Genomic DNA, 19,129 nt, shown 5'->3' with positions numbered 1-19,129 from the left:
CGCGCGCTCCCATGCTGGACAGACCGTAAAAAAGCCCCGCGCTCAAGGAGCCGGGGCCAGGGGCCAGTCGAACCTGGAATTACCAGCGAACGCTGATCAACCCATGTGCAAACCGCCGTTGCATGAGAAGTCGGCGCCGGTGGTGAATCCGGAGTCTTCGCCGGCCAGCCACGCTACGATCGAGCCGATTTCTTCTGGCCGGCCCAGGCGCTTCACAGGGATTGTGGCGACAATTTTCTCCAGCACGTCCGGACGAATAGCCTGCACCATGTCTGTGCCGATATAGCCTGGGCTCACGGTGTTCACCGTCACGCCCTTGCTGGCCATTTCCTGTGCCAGTGCCATGGTGAAACCGTGCATGCCAGCCTTGGCGGCAGAATAGTTGGTTTGTCCGGCCTGACCTTTCTCGCCATTGACCGAGCTGATCTGAATGATGCGGCCCCAGCCACGTTCAACCATGTCAGGCACGACCTGCTTAGTCACGTTGAACATGGAATTGAGGTTGGTGTCGATCACCGCATCCCAGTCGTCGCGGGACATCTTGAGGAACATGCGGTCGCGCGTGATGCCTGCGTTATTGACCAGAACATCGATCGGGCCATGCTCGGCCTTCGCCTTGGTGAAGGCATCGGTAGTGGACTGCCAATCACCCACATTGCCGACACTGGCGTAGAAAGTGAACCCCTGCGCCTTCTGCTCGTCCAGCCACTTCTGATAGTCACGCGTGGGGCCGCAGCCCGCGATGACCTTAAAGCCTTCTTTGTGCAGGCGCTGGCAAATCGCGGTACCAATACCACCCATACCGCCCGTAACGTAAGCGACTTTTTGACTCATCTTCGTCTCCTCATTGAACCAGAAAAAAACCTGAAATTCCTCGGCTCTGGTGGCCACCTTCTTGAATTCGTGGCCGCTACTCGCCGTTTTTGTTGGCCTTCTTCTGAAGAAGAAGGCCTGCAGCTCATCGCTCCAGTGCGAGCGCAACGCCCATTCCGCCCCCGATGCACAAGCCGGCCACGCCTTTCTTCGCACCGCTGCGCTGCATTTCGTGCAGGAGCGTTACCAGAATTCGGCAACCGCTGGCACCAATGGGGTGACCAATCGCAATGGCACCGCCATTGACGTTCACCTTCGCTGGATCCACCCCGAGTAGCTTGTTCACAGCGCACGCCTGGGCTGCAAAGGCTTCATTCAGTTCAAACAGGTCCACATCGCCCACTTTCCAGCCAGCGCGCTGAAGCGCCTTCTGGGTGGCCCCCACGGGGCCCAGACCCATGGTGGCGGGGTCGAGGCCCACGGTGGCGTAGCTGGCAATGCGCGCCAACGGCGTGAGGCCCAGAGCCGCGGCTTTCTTGGCTGTCATGACCACTACGGCGGCAGCACCATCGTTGATGCCGCTGGCATTGCCGGCGGTCACACTTCCTGCCTTGTCAAAGGCGGGGCGCAAGCCTGCCAATGCTTCAGCCGTGGTCTTTGTATTGATGTACTCATCGGTGGAAAACACCACCGGATCGCCCTTGCGCTGGGGGATACTCACAGGAACGATTTCGTCGTTGAACTTGCCCGCGGCCTGCGCCGCAGCAGCCTTCTTCTGGCTGTTCAAGGCCAGCTCGTCTTGCTGCTCGCGGGAAATGCCTTCCTGCTTGGCGACATTCTCCGCTGTAATACCCATGTGATACTGGTTGTAGACATCCCAGAGTCCGTCGACGATCATCGAATCGATCATCTTCCAGTCACCCATGCGCATGCCGTCGCGGCTACCCAGCAGCACGTGCGGGCTGGCGCTCATGTTCTCCTGACCCCCTGCGACCACAATCTCGCTGTCGCCCGTGGCCACTGCCTGGTGCGCCAGCATGACGGATTTGAGGCCCGACCCGCAAACCGCGTTGATGGTCAGTGCAGGCGTACCCTTGGAGATTCCGGCCTTGATCAGCGCCTGACGCGCCGGGTTCTGACCGCTGCCGGCTGCCAGAACCTGCCCCATGATGACCTCGCCAACCTGATCAAGGCCAACCTTCGCACGCTCCAGCGCCGCCTTGATGGCAATGCTGCCTAACTCGGTCGCCGCCACCTTGGCCAGTGAGCCACCAAATTTGCCTACGCCTGTACGCGCTGCCGAAACGATAACGATGTCTTCCACTTCTAACTCTCCTTGATTGAAATCTGATTGAAAATAAACCTTTGCCCTGCCCAGTGCTCAGAGTGCGCCTACGCTTTCAGGCTTTGGCCTTCACGTACCGACCAGGCGCGGGTTCGATCGCCTTGTATTTACCTGCCTTACCGTAGCTCTTGGGAGCCGCGATCTGCTTGCCTGCATGTTTCTTGAGCCATGAAGACCAGTCTGTCCACCAACTACCAGGGAACTCCTGCGCACCATCGATCCAGTCATCAACAGACTTGGGAAACTTGCTGTCTGCCCGTATCCAATGGCTGCGCTTCTTGGCAGCCGGCGGATTGATCACCCCCGCGATGTGTCCGGAAGCTCCCATTACAAAGCGTTTTTCACCCGGCAAGACCTGCGTCGATGCATAAGCGCCACCAATGGGCACGATATGGTCTTCGCGTGAGCCATAAATGTAAACCGGCATATCCAGCTTGCGCAGGTCAAGCTTCTCTCCTGCCACGGTGCACTTTCCGGGCTTGACGAGATTGTTTTCCAGGTAGGCGTTGCGCAAGTACCAGGCATAGAACGGCCCGGGCAGGTTGGTGGAGTCGCTGTTCCAATAGAGCAGATCGAACGGTGGTGGAGTTTCCCCCTTCAGATAATTGCCCACCACATAGTTCCAGACCAGGTCGTTGGGGCGCAAGAAGCTGAAGGTCGAGCCCAGGTCTTGGCCCTTGAGTAACCCGCCGCTGCCCATTTGCATCTCGCGGAACTGGACCATGGCCTCGTCGATGAAGACGTCAAGAATGCCAGAATCGGAAAAGTCGACCAAGGTGGTCAACAGCGTAGCCGAAGCCACCGGTTTCTCACCGCGCGCGGCCAGCACCGCCAGAGCATTGGTCAAAATGGTGCCGCCAACGCAGAAACCCAGCGCATTGATCTGTGGTGCGCCCGTGATGTCCTGAACCTTCTTAATGGCTTCGATGGCGGCATTCTCAATGTAGTCGTCCCAGGTCTTATCCGACAACGTTTGATCAGGGTTGCGCCAACTCACCACGAAGGTGCGGTGCCCCTGGCTCACTGCGTAGCGAATGAGGGAATTCTCTGGTTGCAGGTCGAGAATATAGAACTTGTTAATGCACGGCGGCACCAGCAAGAACGGGCGTTCATACACTTTCGCAGTCAGCGATTTGTATTCGATGAGCTGGAACAATTCGTTCTCAAAGACCACAGCCCCTTCGGTGGTGGCCACGTTGCGGCCCACCTCGAACAGGCTCTCGTCGGTCATTGAAACATGACCCTGACGCAGGTCGTCCATCATGTTCTTCAGCCCCAACGCCAGACTTTCGCCTTTGGTTTCAACGGCCTTTTGCAGAGCGTCGGCGTTGAAGGCAAGATAGTTGCTCGGCGCGGACGCGGCCATCCATTGCTCGACGGCAAAACGCACACGGCTCTTGGTCTTGGCGTCGCCTTCGGCGGCCTCAGCCATGGCCATCATGGTGCGTGCGTTGAGCAGGTATACAGCCGCAGTGAATGAGGCCAGAGGATTGCTACCCCAGGCCTCACCCTTGAAGCGCCGATCTTTCACAGGCTGAGTGCCCTGCAGCGACTGATTCCATAACTGCGCAGCTTCGTTGACGTAGTCGGCCTGCAATTGCTGGAGCTTCTCGGGAGGAAATGTCAGCGCTTGCCCGCTGCTCGGGGGCGCCAGCGGCGCCAGGTTTCCGATGTCGATATTCTGGAATGCCTGGAAGGCTTTAAGCCAAGCATCAGTAAAGCCCTGACCGAGCGATTGAGCCATGGCTGAAGGCAGGGCATTGCCCATTCCGGGCCATAGGGCGGAAGCGGGGTTCTGATTCATCTGATGCATCTCCTGGTTTCTAACTGCTTTCCCGTCCAGTATCCCTGCAACAAGTGACGAATAACTGACACCTCAATATACGCGGAGTTGGCGCCCCAGCAAACTGGGCGTTCCCCGAATAGGCGACTCGCACATCGGACTGCATTCCAGGCTGTCGCTTTGAGTTGCACCCTCAATGAGGGCGCTCCAGATTGAGAGACGCACTGGCGGCAATGCTTCGTCCCTGTGCATCTGCCAACCCCACCAGCAGGGCTCGCCCATCGGGCAGCACACGGAATTCGCCGAACTTGGCACTGACAAAGCGCTCACCTTGGCCTTCAGGGAAAAAGTAAGCGTCTGTGACAAGCACCCATTCACCCTTGAGCTGCTTCAGCGGCAACAGGATTTCCCCAGGGTTCAGGGGTTCGTCTCTGCCGGCCAATCGCAACAATTGCGCCTGCCCCCGATCGCTGAGTTTTGCCACGACAACCGCCCGCTTGGACCATTGAATCGAATTAGAACTGAAACGATCCAGCTCTTCACGCACCCGCGACGGAATATCAAATCTTAGTTGCATATAGTCGCCTTGCATCAGAGAGCGCGGATCCACTGGAACGAGAGACACCAGTATGCGTTGGCCTTGGGCAATGACGACCTCCTTGCGCCAGACATCTGCATTGGCTATGCCCAGGGCAATCAGGCCTCCTAGCAAGATCCACGCAGCACCGCGGCGCGAACCTGGTACTGTGGCCGAGGCCGCTGATCGCCCTCGCGGGTTCGTGACCAGCACACAGAGCGCGAGCACTGCCCCCAGTAGCGCCAACCCCAAACCCTTGGCCGCCAAAGGCCAAGCCAGGTTGTAATAAAACGCTGACAGCAAACCCAGCGTCACCAGCCCACAGCCTGCAAACAGTCGCCAACGCGCACTCGCTGCAGCCAAGGCGGCCACCAGTGTCACAACACCCAATACGGGACTGAACCATGAACAAACTGCCAGTAGGGCGCATGCCAGCCATAGCAGTGTCCGCACGCTATCGTGAGGTCTGCCATTTTCCCGCCAGCGTCGCATCAGTGCCCAGCCTGAGACCAACACCAGCCACACAGACAGCCACCGGGGCCATGCATGAGCTCCGCTCCAGAGTTCGTTGACTCCCGCTGGCGAAGCGAGAGATGTCGGCGTATGCATCCACCCGCCCACACCCACCGCGAGCACGAGAAGGCTTGCGACGTATCCAGCGGCCAACGCGGCTTGGCGAGCGGCCCGCGGCTTCCCCAGCCAACGTGCCTCACGCCAACACCACCATGCCCAAGGTGCCGCTGCCAGCGCCAACCACGCCGGTGAAACCGCCATGGCGCGACTAGCAGACAGCCCCAGCAACTTCAAACCCAGAGCCAACCCGACGAGCACGGCGGGTGCAAGAAGAAAACCTGTCAGCCTGACCACCCAGAATTCAGAAATGGTGATTGCGCTTGCCAGCAATACCGCGATCACGAAAACGCTGGCAGCCAGTGCAGCCGCATCGCCACCCCCGCTATCGTCCAGCCAGCGCAGCACCACCAGGGCCAAACCCATGCCCAAAAGCTCCAACGCGAGACAGGTTGCAAAGATGTGATGCGCACTGCGCAGCACCCACAAAGCCCCGGCCATGCTGAGGACGCCTACGACGTAGCCCAGTGAGGTTCTGAATAGGGCTTCTTCGAACGTACCCCCAGAAACCCCAGCAGCGGCACACTGCACCCCAACGCTCCCAGCAATACCAGGGCAGCCAGGAGCGGAGAAGGCTCAGCATCTCCGACCGGCTTCCAGGCATCTGATAACCAGCCCTGTGACTGGGCACGCCTCAGCCATTCAGGTTGTGTACTCATGCCTGACCTCCGTTGCCCAAGTTTGCTGTTGGCGCAATAGCCAGGTCGCGCTGCCCCCCAGACACCCCAAGCCCAGCACCCCCAGCAACAGGAGTCCGCCGACATCGGAAGAGTTACTGAACAGCAAACGGGCAGCGAGCGCCATGACCAGTACATTGGCCGCCAGCAACCCCAAGGTGAGAGTGGTCAGATCACGCCAGCGGCCGCGCAGGCTCAGCCAGAGCACCGCGCCGACCAGAAAAGCCGCTATCAGCCAGGCGGCCGCAACACCTTGGAACGCAAAGAGGCTGGCAACCCCCTGGAATGTCCAAGCGGCCAGTGCCAACCCCAAGGCCATGCGGTGCGACCAGCGCCCCGAACCTCGTCCTGGGGAAATCCAAGGCAAACTCGCCACCAGTGCGGGTATCAGGCCCAGAAGCAGCCAGGTCATCATGGCCATTGCGGTAGAAGTGACCCCTTGTTTGGTGCCGTCGACAAACAGCCGCATGATCCCGAGCGGGCCTGTCCAGAGCGCAAGTGCCAGCGCTGCAATCAAAATCCATGCGGTCCACAGCATTTCGCTGCGCGCCATCACTACCCAGAGCATGGACAGCAAAGCCCAGGCGGCAAAGAGTTGCCAGGCGTCCGCCCCAGTCTGATAAGTCTGGCCGATATAGGCCAACAGTCCGCCTAGGACGAGTAAAGCGCAAAGCAAGGCGGCGTTACGTGCCGGCGGCAGTAAGCCTGCAGCAGCCAGCGCCGCCAACAATGCCGCCTGAATCAGACCAAGCTTGACACCGTTTGACAGCATCGGCCAGTTGGCAGCTATCCAGAAGATCAGCCCGGCACCCAGCAGCAGTGCGGCCACCAACATTAAACCGTGGCGCATGGCTTGGCCCAGAGGCTCGTCGGCAGGCCGCTCAGTAGCCCATTTGTATAGGTCAGCGCGCCAAGCAGCATTCGCCGGTTGCTCGGTAGCGATGCGCTCTGCGGCATGATAAAGCTGCGTATCCATGGTTCAGAGAAGCTCTTTCGTATTCATGACCATCCACGCAGGTGCATGCCTCAGTGCAGGCCAGAATGGCAGCACCCAGAGTGCCCGAAACCCTCGGGTTATCCCTAGATACACTGGACAATTGTGTGGATAACCTTGGGCCAACGCTGTATGACAGTTGCAAGTCATTGATCTGGAATGCCTTCTTTTACATTGATTAAAGATTGAGCACATAAATACAAAAGTACTCACCCAATGCTAACCAGCATTCTGAGCCGGACGGGCTTCAGGCGTCCGAGAACCTGAATTTCCGAATGCTTCTTGAGAGTTCGGGCACCATGATCGGGCCAAAAAGCGGTGAGTTCAGGGCGCAAGCCAGATACAGGCGGCCATGCGCCCCGTGGTGCCAAGCGTGCCCTGGTCACGGCGATGTGAAAAAAACTGGCTGGGTTGGCTCACGGTACACCAGGTGCTGGAACTGTCATTGCCATAAATTGCTGATACTCCGACTGCTTTCAGACGCCTGCGCGCCAAGCCAGGCAGATCGGCCAGGTATTTGCCCCCATTGAGCGCCTGAAAGCAGACATCAGCCCCTTCATCTGCGGCAAGGAAGGCCTCTCGCACTTCAGCACCCACTTCAAACGCGCCAGGGCCGATGCAGGGGCCGAACCATGCCATGACTTCATGGGCTTGAGTCCGGCTCAAATCACAAAAGGCGGTCAAAGTTTGCTCAAGTACACCACCTGCGAGGCCACGCCACCCGGCGTGCGCGGCGCCTATAGCCCGGCCCGCCGCATCTGTGAGCAACACAGGCAGGCAGTCAGCCACCATGATCGTGCAGGCCAGACCCGGCCGCGACGTCACCGCTGCATCTGCGACCGTACCGTCGGGTGACTCGAGATCAAGGTGCGCCACATTCGTGCCATGCACCTGCTGAAGGAACACGGGGCGCGCTAACAGAACCTCACGCAATGCGCTGCGATTGGACGTCACTGCGGCGGGATCATCGCCCACATGATCACCCAGATTGAAGCGACTCCAGGGCGGGACTGAGGCGCCCCGTTCCGGCGTCGGGCCGGCGCGCGTAGTGAACACAGCGCGAACGCACGCGGGCGCCGGCCAATCAGGAACGATCCAGCCGCAACTGCCCGACATCAAGCCTCGAAATCCGGGCAAGCTGATGGTTGAGCCTTCTGAAAAGCCTCCAGCTTCATGCAGGCCTCAAAAACCCCCATGGTGCGAGTCAGCCCCGTCAGGTCGCAGTCAAAGCGCTGGGCGTTGAAAATCTGCGGGACGAGCAAACAGTCTGCCATGGAAGGCGTCTCACCATGACAATAGGTTGAATGGGGAGAGGCAAGCAACTGACCCTCAAACGCCTGAAGACCCAAACTTACCCAATGCTTGTACCAGCCATTTTTGTCCTCTTCGCCAACTTTCAGGTCGCGCACCAGGTATTTCAGCACGCGCAGATTGTTGAGCGGGTGAACTTCGCAAGCCACGATCTGTGACAGGGCGCGCACGCGCGCTCGACCAAGCGAGTCGGCAGGCAGCAAGGCGGGTTCAGGGTGCGTTTCGTCGAGATACTCGATGATGGCCATCGACTGCGTAAGGCGCGGTCCGTTGTCCAGTTCAAGCATAGGGACCAACTGCTCGGCCGTCATTGCGGCAAACTCGGGGTTCTTCTGCTCGCCCTTACTCAGGTGAATGGGCACATACTCATACGGCAACCCCTTCAGATTCAGCGCGATGCGCACACGAAATGAAGCAGACGAGCGAAAGTAGTTGTAGAGTTTCATGCCCTCAAGAATACAACGCCCATGGTGCGTTGAACACGCTCTCGATCCTCAAAACAGACTCATCTCACCAGGAAAACCCCATGATTCTCGAAATTGCAGACTTCCGCATCGTAGACGGCCGCCAAGCTGAGTTTGAAGCAGCCCTTCAGAAAGCCATGGCGACCGTCATCTCGCGCGCCAAAGGTTTCCAGGGCGCCACGGTTCGGCGCAGCATTGAATCGCCAGAGCGCTACGTGTTGCAGGTTCAGTGGGAAACGCTTGAAGATCACACCAAGGGCTTCCGCGAGTCGCCCCTGTTTGGAGAATGGCGCGGCATGATCGGGCCATTTTTTGCTGCCCCGCCGGAAGTGGAGCACTTCGAGGCCTTGGGTGCAGCGGCTTGAACGCCGCTGCCGGCTGAAGATCAGCTGAAGATCATCGTTGAACGGGTATGCCGACTGGCTGCATCGGGGCAGTTTGCGCTACCTCTCTTTCGGCCAGGTAAATCTCAACGCGGCGATTCTGGGCGCGGCCCGCTTCGTTCGCATTGCTGGCAATCGGCTCGCGCGAACCGCGTCCTTCGGTCCGCACGCGCCGGGTGTCCACTCCACGCGTTGCCAAATAGTCGCGCACGCTATTGGCGCGCTGCACCGACAACGGGTTGTTGATCGCATCGTTCCCGGTCGAATCGGTATGGCCGACTATGAACACCTCTGTATTCGGCTGACCACCCAGGCCATTGGCAAACTGATCCAGAATGGGTCGCAAAGCCGGCTGAATGTCTGCGCGCCCTACCGCAAATGAGATGTCGTTCGGGATGTTGATCTTGAGCTGGTTGTCCGCCGTCTGCGTGACCTGCACCCCGGTGCCAGCGGTCGCGCGCTGCATTTCGGCCTTTTTGTTCTCCATGTACCTGGACCAGGCATAACCGCCCAGCGCGCCCACGCCAGCCCCAATGGCAGCGCCCCTGCCGTCACCTATCAGCCCGCCGGCCACCGCACCAATACCAGCGCCAATGCCCGTATTGCGCTGGGTTTCAGTCATGTTGGCGCATCCAGTCATCAATACCGCAGATGCTCCTACGGAAAGAACCAGTGTGCGAGTGAAAGAGTTGGTGTGTTTCATGCGATTTGTCCTTTTTCTATTCAACAGTTGATTTTTGTGCTGGGAGCTGTCTCCCGCAAGCGGTTCCGGATTTAATTTAATACCCTTGCCTTCGTCGCTCTTGTAGGACAGTGGCCCGATCAGCAGTCAGAGGTGCATTTGAAGTGAAGACCCATCAGTTGCAGGGCTGGGTCGCATGGCTGGGTCCCATGGCGGCTACACTGCTGAATACATGCAGCGCAAACCAATCAAGCATTGCCGCGACTGCGGCACCGCCGTAACCTACCGCCTTCCCGACGACGGAGATACTCGCGAGCGCGCCATCTGTCCGGCCTGTGGCGTGATCCACTACGTCAACCCATTGATCGTCGTCGGGACCGTGCCCTACATGGGAGATAGAGTACTCCTGTGCAAGCGAAACATCGAGCCCCGGTTCGGTATGTGGACGCTTCCCGCAGGCTTCATGGAGATGGGTGAAACCGTTGCGCAGGGCGCGGCGCGCGAAACCGACGAAGAAGCTGGCGCCCAGATAGAAATGGGGCAGTTTTTCAGCACCATGAGCGTGACGCGCGTAGGCCAGGTCCACGTCTTCTACCTGGCCAAATTGCTGAGCGATCAATTTTCCCCAGGCTATGAAACCATAGAGGCCAAGCTTTTCAGCGAGGCGGAAATTCCCTGGGACGAGATCGCTTTCACCACAGTCAGGGAAACCCTCAAGCGCTTCTTCAGCGACCTCCGTCGAGGGAGTTGGGGTTTCCACGACATTGATATTGCCTAGTATCCCCTGCCATTTCCCAATCGGACAGGCTCCTGGAACGTGCAAACCAGATCCCACCCTCCTCTGACGGTATTGCATCCCGGTGATCAGTTCCCGCCACTGACGCATGCTTGGCCCCCGGATTCGGCCGCTCCAGGCCTGCTGGCTGCGGGCGGTGCGCTCGACACTCCGACGCTTCTCAACGCTTATTCCTCCATCATTTTTCCATGGTTCAGTGAAGGCGAACCCATTCTTTGGTGGAGCCCCGATCCCCGCATGGTTCTTGATGTGGCCTCTTTCCGCCTGCATCGATCGTTCCGCAAGACACTGCAACGCTTTCGCGCCAGCAATGACTGCGAAATTCGAGTCGACGCGGCGTTCGACCGCGTCATCGCCGCCTGCTCAAACACGCCCCGTGCCGGACAATCAGGCACCTGGATAGGTCCGGAGATCATTTCTGCCTATCAAGATCTTCACGCGGCCGGCCATGCGCATAGTGTGGAAACCTGGATTCAAGGTCGCTTGGTAGCTGGCTTGTATTGTGTTGCAATCGGGCGCGCGGTATTTGGTGAATCCATGTTCACAGAAATCAGCGACGGCTCCAAAATCGCGTTGGCGGCGCTGGTGGCTTTTTGTCGTCAGCATGGCATCCCGCTGGTGGACTGTCAGCAAGTTACCAGACACCTGGCATCGCTGGGCGCTGCCCCGGTGTCCAGAGCTGATTTTGCGGAGCGTGTTCGGCAGCACACTCAGGAACCCGCCCCTGCCTGGCGGTTTCAGCCCGTATACTGGAACACGTTGATATCCCCCTCTCCTACCGGTGACGCATCTTAAGGATCTTCCGCTTCAGACGCTGCAGTTCTATGCCACGGCACCCTACCCGTGCAGCTACCTGCCAAACCGTCAGGCGCGCTCCCAGGTTGCCACACCCAGTCACCTGATCAACAGCGACGTCTACTCGGGTCTTGTGCTGCGCGGCTTCCGCCGCAGTGGAATGTTCACGTATCGGCCTTATTGCGATGGCTGCGACGCCTGCACTCCCATACGCATCAAAGTGTCCGACTTCCGGCCCGACCGTAGCCAGCGGCGGGCTCGGACGCAACATGCCGGACTACAAACACGAATACTCAAGCTATGCTTCGTGCCCGAGCATTACCAGCTGTATTTGCGCTACCAGACCGGTCGCCACGCCGGCGGAGGTATGGATCACGACAGCGTTGACCAATACACCCAGTTTCTGCTGCAAAGCCACGTCAATTCCAGGCTGGTCGAATTCCGTGATCCCTCCCCCGAGGGCGCCGATACTCCGGGCGAACTGCGAATGGTTTCGATCATCGACTTGATGAACGACGGCATATCGGCCGTCTACACCTTCTACGATCCACGCCCCCAGGCCAGTTTTGGAACCTACGGAGTCCTTTGGCAAATTGAGCAGGCGGCTCTTCTGGGCTTGCCTTACGTCTATCTGGGCTACTGGATCGAAGGCAGCCCAAAAATGGAATACAAGGCGCGTTTTCGCCCCTTCCAACGGCTACAGGGTGACCGCTGGCTAAGCCAGCTATCCACCTCCGCCGCCAGTGCGACACCCGCGCACGAGTGCACGGCCGAACCGACTCATGCACGCCTAAAGCGAAACTGACCCCCATGCGCAAGTCCAATCCAGATGCCCACACCACGCCGACCATCCAGGTGATCGAACGCATATTCGCGCTGATCGACGTGCTGGCCTCGCGTGAAGAGGCCATGTCGCTCAAACAGATCAGCGAGCTGACAGGTCTGCACCCCTCCACCACCCATCGCATCCTCAACGATCTGGCCGCTGGCCGCTTCGTCGACCGGCCGGAAGCTGGAAGCTACCGACTGGGAATGCGCCTGCTGGAGCTGGGAAATCTGGTCAAGGGCCGGCTCAACGTTCGCGATGCGGCCCTGGAGCCCATGCGGGAGCTTCATAAGCTGATCCAGCAGCCGGTCAACCTCAGCGTGCGCCAAAGCGATGAGATCGTCTACATTGAACGCACCTATAGTGAGCGATCTGGCATGCAGGTGGTACGAGCCATTGGCGGTCGCGCGCCGCTGCATCTGACATCGGTTGGCAAGCTGTTCCTGGCGGCCGACGATCTGGCTCGCGTTCGCGCCTATGCCACACGCACCGGTCTGCCCGGCCAGACGCGAAACAGCATCACCCAACTGCCCGTCCTGGAACGCGAACTCATCAAAGCACGTCAATCCGGCGTGGCCTTCGACAACGAAGAACTGGAAATGGGAGTGCGCTGCATGGCTGCAGGCATTTACGATGATCAGGGCAAACTGGTAGCGGGGCTTTCAATTTCTGCACCGGCCGATCGCCTGGATGACAGCTGGTTGCCTAAGCTCAAGCAAACCGCCACTCATATTTCTTCGGCACTCGGAAGTGACCTTGCGAAAGGCAGCTCGTCTGGTCATACCCTATAGTTTCAGCCGCAAACCGCCGCACAAGGCGCCAGAACTGCACAAGCGTTCTCCCCGCTTGAGGCTAAATCGCCCTCGCCGAAATCAGAGCCAACTCGATCCTATTGAAAGCTCAAGAATCCGTCGTGTTCTTGCGGCGCCGCATGATCACAAAATAGATGATCAGCGCGCCAAGCACAACGGTACCGTAGAAACTCATTGTCGGAATGGCGGTCACCTCGGCGCTCGGCGTAGGAGACGCCGTCGGAATGGAGGTCCCCGTTGGAATGGAGGTGGGTGATCCGGTAGGAACTGAGGTGGGCGTTGGCGTAGCTGGCACACCCGTCGGCGTCGGGATGGTGGTTGGCGTTGGGGTAGGCGGCACCCCGGTTGGCGTTGGGGTGGCCTGAGCAAATACCGACGGAGCAGCGACCGTGAGCGCCAGCACAAATGAAACCATGCGGAGCATGCACAAGGAAGACGGGCTGAGCTTTGCCTTGCGGAAAGTGGTAATTTCTGAGAATGTCATCACAAGGGCAACTCCTGGTAACGCTAACAATTTGGCATAAACCAAGTTTACGGCAACACCCCACCGATATCCCTGATCGAAACCCGCCTCTCGCTCAAACTACAGCTTGAAGTAGTCTATGCGATTTTTTTCCCTTCTGCAAGACATCCAATATGCAAGGCAAGCACTCAAAACTAATGGGAATGAATTAATTTATCCATTAATGCAGCCACCGCACGTCCGTCGCGTATGGCGAAGTTGGTGCCCCGATCCTCTGGAAATGTCTGACTGAAGTTTGCCAGATACAAGCCGGCCCAGGGCCCCTGAATGTCAGGAATCTTCGCGGCATGGTCCGTTGTGACCACATGCTGGGCGTAGCGAAATTTGAAAAGGCGCAATTCCTGCACACATTCCCGGCGGAATTCAGGAATCATCTGCCGCAGACAGCTCAGCCAGTGCTCAATGACCGCCTCATCCTCTCCCATGAACTCAGGATGAGTTTCTGGAAGATACTGACCCAAATAGTACACATATCGCCCGCCAAATTCGCTGGCTCCAACCAGTGCGGTGTGGTGTACCAGCACCAGAAAAGGATTATCTGGCTGGACGATGCTCGTCCAGTAAGCCTCCGTCAGGCACTGCGTGGACGAGAATATGAGGGTCATCGCCGCGAGGTAGCGAGTGCTCGCAAGAGTTTGCCTGTATTTCTCGGTCGCCACGTCGTCGGCTGACAGCATTCGCGCGAATACTGGCGAAGGGGCAGTGACCAGCACCTGATCATAGGCATTTTTGTCGTTGGCAGTCTCTACCTCAATCCGGCCGTCTTCCCGTCTGTGCAGTGCGCACACCTCTGTCGAATTGCGCACATGCGTTCCACCTGTACGGATCGATTCTTCAAGCGCCCGCGTCAGTGTGGCGAATCCACCAGCAAAATACCCTAGTTGCTCAGGCCCGACGAGACTGGTGCGAGAACGCGAACGGATATGTATGCGAGCCCAGAGCCAAGCCATCGAGATGTCGCGATAAGCATCATGAAACTTGGCTTTCAACAGCGGTTCCCAGATGACCGCAACAGCCTCCTCGCCCGCATTTTCTAGCAGCCATGTGCGGGCCGATTTGGTGGTAAACCGGCGCCAGTCGGTTGTGCGCGAAAGCCGCCACATGGCAAAGCCAAGTCTTACCCGCGCCTGCAGCGAAAGTGGAGAAAAGCGCAGCAGGTCGAGCGCGCCAGAAAATGGCCGAAACGAGCCTTCATGATAAATTTCCATCAGAGCAGGCAGCCATCGCAGTTGCCCCCGATGCCGAGTTGCTCGGCAAGTTGAATGATGTCTTTATCGCTTCGGAACAAGTGGTGGTAAGCGCGCTCGAGCGGGGTTCCATGGAGGGTGAAGTCGTCCGCCAGGCCTCCTAGCGAATGACTGCGCTCATAGAGCGTGACGTCGTGCTTGCGGCACAGATCGTGAGCAGCCACCATGCCGGTGTACCCTCCGCCAAGAATTGCAATGCGGCGCCCTTCGCTCATATAGTACCTTGGTCTGCAGTTTGCCGAGGCGCGAACGACCAGCGGCGGTTGAGGACGTATTGGAACAGCGCAACCACCACAATGCTGAACAGTTTCACTGGCCATTCCCTAAAACCCAGAAAAGCAACGCCCACAGAAAGCAACACGGAGCTCAGCCCAAGGCCGAGCAGACCCACGACAAAGAAGGCGGCGAATCGACGCAGCGGCCTATCATGCCGGCGGAAATTGAAGTGTCGATTCAAAAAGAAGCTCATGACAATTCCGGCCACCGTACCGACCATGTTGGCAAACAGGTAGTGCGCGCCGAGCCCATTCAGCAGAATGGCAAATACGAGAAAATCCAGGGAGGCGCCGCACGCGCCTATGACTGAATAGACAAGGAATTGACGGCTGGGCAGGCAGCGCATGAGCAAGCGCATGTTGCGGGTGTCGGACTTAGGCAGACTCGTCATTCATTCCGCGTGCGGTTTTAGGTTCAGCCTGCCGGACACGGGTGCTTGCGGCATCAGCAACAATGTAAATGGGGCGGTCTTGCACTTCAGTGTAAATTTTTCCAATGTATGCGCCGAGCACGCCAATTGAAAGCATCTGAACACCGCCAATAAAAAGTATGGCAATGATCATCAGCGTCCATCCTGACACGGTGATCTCTGGGAATACAAACTTCATGAATATCGCGTAGGCAATGCCCAGCGCACTGATCATAAAAGTGCCAAGCCCCAGCCAGATGATGGCCTTGAGTGGGGCGGTTGAGAAACTGAAAATAGCATCGAATGCCAGCCTTAGCATGCGCGTCATCGAGTACTTGGTGGTACCCGCCGCCCGATTAGGGCGATCGAACACAACCGCAGTCTGGCGAAAGCCCGCATAGGCAGACAGGCCACGCATGTACCGGTTTTTCTCGCGCATGCAACCGATGGCTTGGACAACTCGGCGATCAAGCAGCCGGAAGTCGCCTGTATTTCGCGGCACGGGAATTTCCGACAATGCAGAGAACAGCCGGTAGAAAGCGTTCGCTGTAAGGCGCTTCAGATAGTTTTCCCGCCGGGTCAGACGAGTGGCGTAGACCACTTCAACGTTGCCTGCCTCCCATGCCCTGATCAGCTCAACGGCGATCTCTGGAGGATCCTGCAGATCGCTGTCCATGATGACCACCGCTTCCCCGCCCGCATGATCCAGGCCAGCCGTAATCGCAGCCTGTTGTCCAAAATTGCGAGACAAGGCGAGAACGACCAGGCGGTCGTCGTTCTCGGCAAGTTGCTGCAGCCATTGTGTTGACCCGTCGGAGCTTCCGTCATCAACCGCAATCAGTTCGAAGCGATAGCGGCCCTGCAATGGGACGAGCGCTTCACTCAGGCGAGCGTGAAACGCAGGCAGCACTTCCCTCTCGTTAAAAACCGGCAGAACAAACGAAATCAGCGGCAGTCCAGCTGATGTTGGGCTAGCGTTTTCCGACTGCTGATTTTCTAGCATCTGGTCTCCAGGCATTCGGTGAGCAACCGACGAGGGGACACAAAAATGCCCTTTGCACCCCGCCATCTACAAGCGCGTTCTTTACTCCCGAATATAGTCGCGTTTTTATTTTCTCAAGTTCCATTGACTGGCGGATTCTTGGTCAATGCAACAGAACCCGTCACCTATTGCGCCAACCCCATGATGTTTGAATCCACGGTTTATGGAAGTGGCTACTTGTCGGTTGGATACAACCCCCTTCTCGTCAGGTACGGATATACACTCATTCCTCTTGTGTGCAATAAAAAAACAGGTTAAGCACCTTGACCGAAAATGACGCAGGTGCATCTGGATCTGTGCTGCCACACCAGCTTGCTGGGCGGTTGGCGATGGCAGCGCGCCTGCTTTCTGCTGGGACCGCGGCATGGCTGATTCCCACTTTCGGGTGGGGTGAGACCATCAGGGCAGTGCGTGAATGGCCTGCCGACGAATGGGTAGGCTGGAGCGGGAACTCATTGCACTGCGCGCCGCTTTCAATCCTTTTTTGGTGGTTGATGCTGACCTTGCCCGGTTGGCTCGCTTGGCCGCTGTTCAGCCGCCTGCTCAAGCCGCTTGACGGAGCGGGGTTTCTGCTTGTGAGAACGCTGGCTTGGCTGTTGATGGGCTGGATCGCGTGGTGGCTGGGCAGTTTGTCCCCTCGTGGAAACACAGTTGGCCATATTTGGGCCGTCTCCATTTTTCTTGTCCTGGCTTGCACGGTCATTGCATGGCGGCAACGCCATCAAACCGTGGCCTTCCTGCGCCAGCACTGGCGAATCGTTCTCTGCGGCGAAGCATTATTCGCCGTGGCTCTGCTTGGGTTCATTTTGGTGCGAATGCACAACCCCGATCTTTGGCACCCGTTCCTGGGGGTGAAAAGACCATGGAGTTTGCCTACCTCAACAGTATTCTGCGAAGCGCAGAGCTACCGCCTGCGGACCCGCATTTTTCCGGCGAAACCATCAATTACTATTACTTCGGTCTGTATCTGGTGGCTTTCTTGGCCAAGCTTGGAGGATTTCGCCCGGAAATTGCTTTCACACTTGCCATACCCACCCTCTTTGCGTTGAGCGTGCTCAACGCCTATGCCATAGCGCTTTCCTGGTTTCACCGAAGTTTTCCATCCGACTTCGGGCGAACAGCCAGATTGTCACTGTTGGCACCCTTATTGGTGTGTGTCTTGGGAAATCCGGCCGGCTTCCTGCAGTTTTTTTCCGGTTCTGCCAGCGGAGGCTGGAACTATGATTTCTGGCAACCGAGTCGGGTAGTGCAGGGAACCATCACGGAGTTTCCCTATTGGAGCTTCCTGTTTGGGGATCTGCATCCGCATGTGATCTCCATTCCATTTTTTCTCGCCTTTTTGGCACTTTTGCTGGGCACCCTGCGCGCGCAGGAGTACCAACCCTCCTTGAAGGTATTGTTGTTGCCCACGTGGGTACTTGGCGCCCTCGCCTGCATCAACCCCTGGGACCTGCCGACAGCGTTCGGATTGCTGGCGGTCGTTATTTTCCAAGCGGGGCGTGGCCTTGCAAACACGCGTGTATTCTTGATTCGTGTCTCCATGGCGCTCGGGTGCCTGGCCCTCGCGTGGGCATTTTTCGCGCCCTTCAGCTTCCAATACCAGCCAACCGGTGTCTCTGGCCTGGGTTTCGTCCCTGTTCCGGATGATCCGCTGCAATGGATCCAGGTATGGGCTTTGCCTTTGTTTGTTCTCGGCAGCGCCATTTTTCTGGACGGCAGGGGGCACCCATCAGTTCGTCGAGCCTTGCTGATCGCAGCCTTGATTGCACTGGCGCCCGCATTCACGGGCTGGTTCGTTGCTGCCTTAAGCCTGTTTCTTCTCAGTCTGGCAATCGTTCTGACAGGAAGATCATCTTCCACAGATGCGAACGAAAGCTTCTTCAGACTGATGCTGGTGACCGGGCTTCTCTTGCTGGCAGGCTTGCAGTTCGTTTACGTGCGGGACTTCCTGGATGGATCGGATCACTACCGCATGAATACGGTATTCAAGTTTTCCATTCATGCTTGGCTGTTGCTCATGCTTGCCGTCTCGCTGGCATGGCCACGCGTGATCCACTTGGCAACCTCAGCCGGAGTGTTGGGTCGTCTCTGGGTCTTGCCGCTGGCAGCCCTTTGCATTGCAAGTCTGGTATTTCCCCTGTGGGGTACCGCAGCGCGGATGGAGGCCCGCATCCAGGGCGCTAAAAACTTGACTCCAACGCTCGATGCACTGGCCTTCATGCGTGTGTCTGATTTCAAGCCCACCCCAGACAGCGCGTCAATTCACCTCAAAGAGGATTGGACCGCCATAAGATGGCTCAACGAGCATGTACTAGGCCATGCCTTGATCCTTGAGTCGTCTCAAGTCGACTATTACCGCCATTTCGGCACCCGCATCGCGAGCCTGACGGGATTGAGCGGACTCAATGGGCTGCATGAACCCGAGCAACGCGATCCAACACGTGTGGCCGCGCGTGCGAGGCTGCACGCGGCCTTATGGTCACCGCGCACACCGCAAGAGGCCTGCGCACTTTATCGGGGGCATTCAATTGATATTGTCTATGCCGGTCAGCTGGAGCGCATCATGCACCCTGCCATGTTCGAGCAATTTCCTGGGGCGGTACAAAGCGGCTGCCTGGAGCCCGTGTTCACGAGCGGTTCGACGACGATATATTTCACACAAGCGTTCATCCACCACAGAAGTGCGCTTGGCATAGTGCAGAAATCGAAAAAAACTGAGATTTCCGATGATTGAGGAGCCATCT

General features: G+C 58.0%; 20 protein-coding genes and 1 pseudogene. 7 read left to right on the top strand and 14 right to left on the bottom strand.

The window, feature by feature from the left end; translation table 11 throughout:
- Positions 1-96: 96 nt before the first annotated feature.
- The 8 genes from phbB to maiA form a co-directional block, all read right to left on the bottom strand.
- On the bottom strand, positions 97-834 hold the full coding sequence (gene phbB, locus AAAK34_RS10095) for an acetoacetyl-CoA reductase (RefSeq protein WP_231695169.1): 738 nt from the start codon (positions 832-834) through the stop codon (positions 97-99).
- A gap of 124 nt (positions 835-958) precedes the next feature.
- Positions 959-2,137 (bottom strand): acetyl-CoA C-acetyltransferase, encoded by a 1,179-nt coding sequence (locus tag AAAK34_RS10090; protein ID WP_231694866.1) that lies wholly within the window; start codon positions 2,135-2,137, stop codon positions 959-961.
- Positions 2,138-2,213: 76 nt separating this feature from the next.
- Positions 2,214-3,902: a PHA/PHB synthase family protein gene (locus AAAK34_RS10085; protein ID WP_431778013.1), complete on the bottom strand. Its 1,689-nt coding sequence runs from the start codon at positions 3,900-3,902 to the stop codon at positions 2,214-2,216.
- 232 nt (positions 3,903-4,134) lie between these two features.
- A complete protein-coding gene (locus tag AAAK34_RS10080; RefSeq protein ID WP_431777985.1) occupies positions 4,135-5,589 on the bottom strand; it encodes a GDYXXLXY domain-containing protein in 1,455 nt (484 codons plus the stop codon).
- Positions 5,590-5,600: 11 nt separating this feature from the next.
- Positions 5,601-5,807 (bottom strand): hypothetical protein, encoded by a 207-nt coding sequence (locus AAAK34_RS10075; protein ID WP_431777984.1) that lies wholly within the window; start codon positions 5,805-5,807, stop codon positions 5,601-5,603.
- Entirely contained in the window at positions 5,791-6,801 is a 1,011-nt protein-coding gene (locus tag AAAK34_RS10070) for a DUF2157 domain-containing protein (protein ID WP_231694868.1), read from the bottom strand. The genes AAAK34_RS10075 and AAAK34_RS10070 overlap by 17 nt, the downstream gene beginning before the upstream one ends.
- Before the next feature lie 342 nt (positions 6,802-7,143).
- Positions 7,144-7,935: a peptidoglycan editing factor PgeF gene (gene pgeF, locus AAAK34_RS10065; protein ID WP_231695171.1), complete on the bottom strand. Its 792-nt coding sequence runs from the start codon at positions 7,933-7,935 to the stop codon at positions 7,144-7,146.
- On the bottom strand, positions 7,935-8,576 hold the full coding sequence (maiA, locus tag AAAK34_RS10060) for a maleylacetoacetate isomerase (protein WP_231694869.1): 642 nt from the start codon (positions 8,574-8,576) through the stop codon (positions 7,935-7,937). Before maiA ends, pgeF begins: the two co-directional genes overlap by 1 nt.
- Before the next feature lie 80 nt (positions 8,577-8,656).
- On the opposite strand from maiA, the gene AAAK34_RS10055 reads away from it, so the two are divergent.
- Positions 8,657-8,959 (top strand): antibiotic biosynthesis monooxygenase family protein, encoded by a 303-nt coding sequence (locus tag AAAK34_RS10055; protein ID WP_231694870.1) that lies wholly within the window; start codon positions 8,657-8,659, stop codon positions 8,957-8,959.
- Between the two features lie 31 nt (positions 8,960-8,990).
- Here the strand turns inward: AAAK34_RS10055 and AAAK34_RS10050 are convergent, their stop codons facing one another.
- Positions 8,991-9,680, bottom strand: a complete 690-nt coding sequence (locus AAAK34_RS10050) for an OmpA family protein (protein WP_431777983.1) — start codon at positions 9,678-9,680, stop codon at positions 8,991-8,993.
- A 175-nt stretch (positions 9,681-9,855) separates the two neighbouring features.
- On the opposite strand from AAAK34_RS10050, the gene AAAK34_RS10045 reads away from it, so the two are divergent.
- From AAAK34_RS10045 to AAAK34_RS10030, 4 genes are read left to right on the top strand one after another with little or no spacing between them, the layout of a single operon-like run.
- Positions 9,856-10,437, top strand: a complete 582-nt coding sequence (locus tag AAAK34_RS10045) for an NUDIX hydrolase (RefSeq protein WP_231694872.1) — start codon at positions 9,856-9,858, stop codon at positions 10,435-10,437.
- Between the two features lie 39 nt (positions 10,438-10,476).
- Positions 10,477-11,250 (top strand): leucyl/phenylalanyl-tRNA--protein transferase, encoded by a 774-nt coding sequence (gene aat, locus AAAK34_RS10040; RefSeq protein ID WP_231694873.1) that lies wholly within the window; start codon positions 10,477-10,479, stop codon positions 11,248-11,250.
- Positions 11,237-12,055, top strand: a complete 819-nt coding sequence (locus tag AAAK34_RS10035) for an arginyltransferase (RefSeq protein WP_231694874.1) — start codon at positions 11,237-11,239, stop codon at positions 12,053-12,055. The genes aat and AAAK34_RS10035 overlap by 14 nt, the downstream gene beginning before the upstream one ends.
- A gap of 5 nt (positions 12,056-12,060) precedes the next feature.
- Positions 12,061-12,867 (top strand): IclR family transcriptional regulator, encoded by an 807-nt coding sequence (locus AAAK34_RS10030; RefSeq protein ID WP_231694875.1) that lies wholly within the window; start codon positions 12,061-12,063, stop codon positions 12,865-12,867.
- A gap of 109 nt (positions 12,868-12,976) precedes the next feature.
- On the opposite strand, the gene AAAK34_RS10025 is transcribed toward AAAK34_RS10030, so the two are convergent.
- The 5 genes from AAAK34_RS10025 to AAAK34_RS10005 form a co-directional block, all read right to left on the bottom strand.
- Positions 12,977-13,372, bottom strand: a complete 396-nt coding sequence (locus AAAK34_RS10025) for a hypothetical protein (protein ID WP_231694876.1) — start codon at positions 13,370-13,372, stop codon at positions 12,977-12,979.
- 173 nt (positions 13,373-13,545) lie between these two features.
- Positions 13,546-14,619 (bottom strand): FAD-dependent oxidoreductase, encoded by a 1,074-nt coding sequence (locus AAAK34_RS10020; protein ID WP_431777982.1) that lies wholly within the window; start codon positions 14,617-14,619, stop codon positions 13,546-13,548.
- On the bottom strand, positions 14,619-14,873 hold the full coding sequence (locus AAAK34_RS10015) for an NAD(P)-binding protein (protein WP_431777981.1): 255 nt from the start codon (positions 14,871-14,873) through the stop codon (positions 14,619-14,621). The genes AAAK34_RS10020 and AAAK34_RS10015 overlap by 1 nt, the downstream gene beginning before the upstream one ends.
- Complete coding sequence (locus AAAK34_RS10010) at positions 14,870-15,280, bottom strand: GtrA family protein (protein WP_431778012.1); 411 nt, start codon at positions 15,278-15,280, stop codon at positions 14,870-14,872. Before AAAK34_RS10010 ends, AAAK34_RS10015 begins: the two co-directional genes overlap by 4 nt.
- Positions 15,281-15,308: 28 nt before the next feature.
- Positions 15,309-16,346 carry a glycosyltransferase family 2 protein gene (locus AAAK34_RS10005; RefSeq protein ID WP_231694879.1) on the bottom strand — a complete coding sequence of 346 codons (1,038 nt, stop codon included), beginning with the start codon at positions 16,344-16,346 and terminating at the stop codon, positions 15,309-15,311.
- Between the two features lie 368 nt (positions 16,347-16,714).
- Here AAAK34_RS10005 and AAAK34_RS10000 point away from each other — a divergent pair.
- Positions 16,715-17,215, top strand: a pseudogene (locus AAAK34_RS10000) (DUF2298 domain-containing protein); the annotation flags it as partial.
- 2 nt (positions 17,216-17,217) lie between these two features.
- Positions 17,218-19,119 (top strand): DUF2298 domain-containing protein, encoded by a 1,902-nt coding sequence (locus tag AAAK34_RS09995; RefSeq protein WP_431777980.1) that lies wholly within the window; start codon positions 17,218-17,220, stop codon positions 19,117-19,119.
- The last annotated feature ends 10 nt before the right edge of the window (positions 19,120-19,129 follow it).

This window comes from Ottowia caeni (genome assembly GCF_050821495.1).
GTDB classification, from domain to species: Bacteria; Pseudomonadota; Gammaproteobacteria; order Burkholderiales; family Burkholderiaceae_C; genus Ottowia; species Ottowia caeni.
This window is presented reverse-complemented; position numbering and strand designations above follow the sequence as displayed.

What these genes read in the sequence shown, in the direction of transcription:
- AAAK34_RS10085 (WP_431778013.1), bottom strand. Translation starts at nt 3,902, where the DNA reads ATGGCTCAATCGCTCGGTCAGGGCTTTACTGATGCTTGGCTTAAAGCC.
- AAAK34_RS10070 (WP_231694868.1), bottom strand. Translation starts at nt 6,801, where the DNA reads ATGGATACGCAGCTTTATCATGCCGCAGAGCGCATCGCTACCGAGCAA.
- AAAK34_RS10030 (WP_231694875.1), top strand. Translation starts at nt 12,061, where the DNA reads ATGCGCAAGTCCAATCCAGATGCCCACACCACGCCGACCATCCAGGTG.
- AAAK34_RS10020 (WP_431777982.1), bottom strand. Translation starts at nt 14,619, where the DNA reads ATGGAAATTTATCATGAAGGCTCGTTTCGGCCATTTTCTGGCGCGCTC.
- AAAK34_RS10015 (WP_431777981.1), bottom strand. Translation starts at nt 14,873, where the DNA reads ATGAGCGAAGGGCGCCGCATTGCAATTCTTGGCGGAGGGTACACCGGC.
- AAAK34_RS10010 (WP_431778012.1), bottom strand. Translation starts at nt 15,280, where the DNA reads ATGCGCTGCCTGCCCAGCCGTCAATTCCTTGTCTATTCAGTCATAGGC.
- AAAK34_RS10075 (WP_431777984.1), bottom strand. Translation starts at nt 5,807, where the DNA reads ATGAGTACACAACCTGAATGGCTGAGGCGTGCCCAGTCACAGGGCTGG.
- AAAK34_RS10055 (WP_231694870.1), top strand. Translation starts at nt 8,657, where the DNA reads ATGATTCTCGAAATTGCAGACTTCCGCATCGTAGACGGCCGCCAAGCT.
- AAAK34_RS10080 (WP_431777985.1), bottom strand. Translation starts at nt 5,589, where the DNA reads ATGGCCGGGGCTTTGTGGGTGCTGCGCAGTGCGCATCACATCTTTGCA.
- AAAK34_RS10025 (WP_231694876.1), bottom strand. Translation starts at nt 13,372, where the DNA reads ATGACATTCTCAGAAATTACCACTTTCCGCAAGGCAAAGCTCAGCCCG.
- AAAK34_RS10005 (WP_231694879.1), bottom strand. Translation starts at nt 16,346, where the DNA reads ATGCTAGAAAATCAGCAGTCGGAAAACGCTAGCCCAACATCAGCTGGA.
- AAAK34_RS10050 (WP_431777983.1), bottom strand. Translation starts at nt 9,680, where the DNA reads ATGAAACACACCAACTCTTTCACTCGCACACTGGTTCTTTCCGTAGGA.
- AAAK34_RS10045 (WP_231694872.1), top strand. Translation starts at nt 9,856, where the DNA reads ATGGCTGGGTCCCATGGCGGCTACACTGCTGAATACATGCAGCGCAAA.
- maiA (WP_231694869.1), bottom strand. Translation starts at nt 8,576, where the DNA reads ATGAAACTCTACAACTACTTTCGCTCGTCTGCTTCATTTCGTGTGCGC.
- phbB (WP_231695169.1), bottom strand. Translation starts at nt 834, where the DNA reads ATGAGTCAAAAAGTCGCTTACGTTACGGGCGGTATGGGTGGTATTGGT.
- pgeF (WP_231695171.1), bottom strand. Translation starts at nt 7,935, where the DNA reads ATGTCGGGCAGTTGCGGCTGGATCGTTCCTGATTGGCCGGCGCCCGCG.